Below are 2,737 nucleotides of genomic sequence, written 5' to 3' on the forward strand. Positions count from 1 at the left end.
AGACAACATTCGGTACAAATAGACAACATTCGGTACAAATTTTTTGACGAAGAAAAGTGGGCTACGCCCCCAAGAGTAACCCAAATGTATTTATGAGTATTTTTGGTTTTTTTAAATTCAGCAAGAAAACATACAGTTTTTTAAAAATCAATAACCTGCGTATCCAAATTAAGGGGCGTAGCCCTTTAATCTTCGTAGCAAAACGGAGCCATCCTCTTCCAGGAGGGGCGTTAGCCCTGAAATCTCAATTCAAATCATGATGCTTTCAGAAATCAGGGCTACGCCCCTCGGGATATCAATCGGTGCAAATTTTTCTACGAAGAAAAGTGGGCTATGCCCCCGATGGTATCATATAACATTAATTTTTCTACGAAGAAATAATGGCTACACCCCCAAAGGTCAGTCACAGGATAATTATTGACTGGTTAGAATCTTTGTTCAGGATTAAAACTAAAACCTTATTGCTTTCATCATATTTACCTCTAACTTTTCATAAAGTGGCGAATCTTTAACTTCATCCATTCAAAAAATCTTACCATCCAAATAGGGGCGTAGCCCTGCAATCTTCGTAGTAAAATGAGATTCCCGTACACCACGAGGGGCGTTAGCCCTGAAATCTCAATTCAAGTCGTAGTTCTTTCAGAAATCAGGGCTATGCCCCTCGGGATATCAATCGGTGCAAATTTTTCTACGAAGAAAAGTGGGCTACGCCCCCAAGAATAACCCAAATGAATTTATGAGCATTTTTGATTATTTTAAATTCATCAAGAAAGCACACAGTTTTTTAAAAATCAATACCCAACGCTTCCAAACTAAGGGGCGTAGCCCTGCAATCTTCGTAGTAAAATGAGATTCTCGTACACCACGAGGGGCGTTAGCCCTGAATTCTAGCCTCAATATTTTATAAAATATGAAATGATATTTGATGTAATTTCAAAAATTTTTAAATTCTGGTTCAAAATTAATTTTTAGAACACAACCAAAATATTTTAAAAATGGCAAATACTTACACACAACTCTATATTCAATTTGTTTTTTCAGTTAAAGGACGAGAGAATTTGATTAAAGAAAGTTTTAGAGATGAATTGGAAAAAGTAATCTGTGGACTGATAAATAAAGAAAACTGTAAACCTTATGCGATATATTGTAATCCTGATCATACACATGTATTAGTTGGAATCCATCCATCAGTTTCACCTTCCAAGTTAATGGAGCAAGTAAAATCAGCTTCTTCTAAATGGTTAAATGGTAAAAAATATGTTCGAGGTAAATTTGCATGGCAAGATGGGTATGGAGCATTTACATATTCCAAATCACATATAGATAATGTTGTGAAATACATTTTAAATCAACCTGAACATCATAAAAAAAGAACATTTAAAGAAGAGTATTTGCTTATGCTTAAAAAATTTGAAATTGAATATGATTCGAAATATTTATTTGAATGGTATGATTAGATTTTATAAGTATTCAAATGATGTAGTTAATTTAAAAATTCAATTTCCAAATCGTGGTAATTTCAGAAATCAGGGCTACGCCCCTCAGGATATCAATCGGACCAAATTTTTCTACGAAGAAAAGTAGGCTACGCCCCCGATGGTATCATTTAACATTAATTTTTTTACTAAGAAATAATGGCTACACCCCCAAAGGTCAGTCGCAGGATAATTATTGACAGGTTAGAATCTGAGTTCAGGATTGAAACTAAAACCTTATTGATTTTATCTTATTTACCTCTAACTTTTTATAAAATGGCAAATCTCAAACATTTTAATCCTTTCAAAAAATCTTGCCATCCAAATAGGGGCGTAGCCCTGCGATCTTCGTAGCAAAATGAGATTCTCGTACACCACGAGGGGCGTTAGCTCTGAATTCTAGCCTCAATATTTTATAAAATATGAAATGATATTTGATGTAATTTTAAAAATTTTTTAATTCTGGTTCAAAATTAATTTTTAGAACAAAACCAAAATATTTTAAAAAATGGCAAATACTTACACACAACTCTACATTCAATTTGTTTTTTCAGTTAAAGGACGAGAGAATTTGATTAAAGAATGTTTTAGAGATGAATTGGAAAAAGTAATCTGTGGACTGATAAATAAAGAAAACTGTAAACCTTATGCGATATATTGTAATCCTGATCATACACATGTATTAGTTGGAATCCATCCATCAGTTTCACCTTCCAAGTTAATGGAGCAAGTAAAATCAGCTTCTTCTAAATGGTTAAATGGTAAAAAATATGTTCGAGGTAAATTTGCATGGCAAAATGGGTATGGAGCATTTACATATGCCAAATCACATATAGATAATGTTGTGAAATACATTTTAAATCAACCTGAACATCATAAAAAAAGAACATTTAAAGAAGAGTATTTGCTTATGCTTAAAAAATTTGAAATTGAATATGATTCGAAATATTTATTTGAATGGTATGATTAGATTTTATAAGTATTCAAATGATGTAGTTAATTTAAAAATTCAATTTCCAAATCGTGGTAATTTTAGAAATCAGGGCTATGCCCCTCAAGACAACATTCGGTACAAATTTTTTGACGAAGAAAAGTGGGCTACGCCCCCAAGAGTAACCCAAATGTATTTATGAGTATTTTTGGTTTTTTTAAATTCAGCAAGAAAACATACAGTTTTTTAAAAATCAATAACCTGCGTATCCAAATTAAGGGGCGTAGCCCTTTAATCTTCGTAGCAAAACGGAGCCATCCTCTTCCAGGAG

The 2,737-nt window shown here is 32.9% G+C and carries 2 protein-coding genes; both read left to right on the forward strand.

Going from position 1 to position 2,737, the window contains the following annotated elements; genetic code table 11:
• The first annotated feature begins 995 nt into the window (after positions 1 to 995).
• Positions 996 to 1,457, forward strand: coding sequence for an IS200/IS605 family transposase (gene tnpA / locus MM213_RS20465; RefSeq protein ID WP_241414745.1), 462 nt, complete (start codon positions 996 to 998; stop codon positions 1,455 to 1,457).
• 526 nt (positions 1,458 to 1,983) lie between these two features.
• Positions 1,984 to 2,445: an IS200/IS605 family transposase gene (tnpA, locus tag MM213_RS20470; RefSeq protein ID WP_241414746.1), complete on the forward strand. Its 462-nt coding sequence runs from the start codon at positions 1,984 to 1,986 to the stop codon at positions 2,443 to 2,445.
• The last annotated feature ends 292 nt before the right edge of the window (positions 2,446 to 2,737 follow it).

This window comes from Belliella alkalica, from assembly GCF_022549785.1.
Taxonomy (GTDB): Bacteria; Bacteroidota; Bacteroidia; order Cytophagales; family Cyclobacteriaceae; genus Belliella; species Belliella alkalica.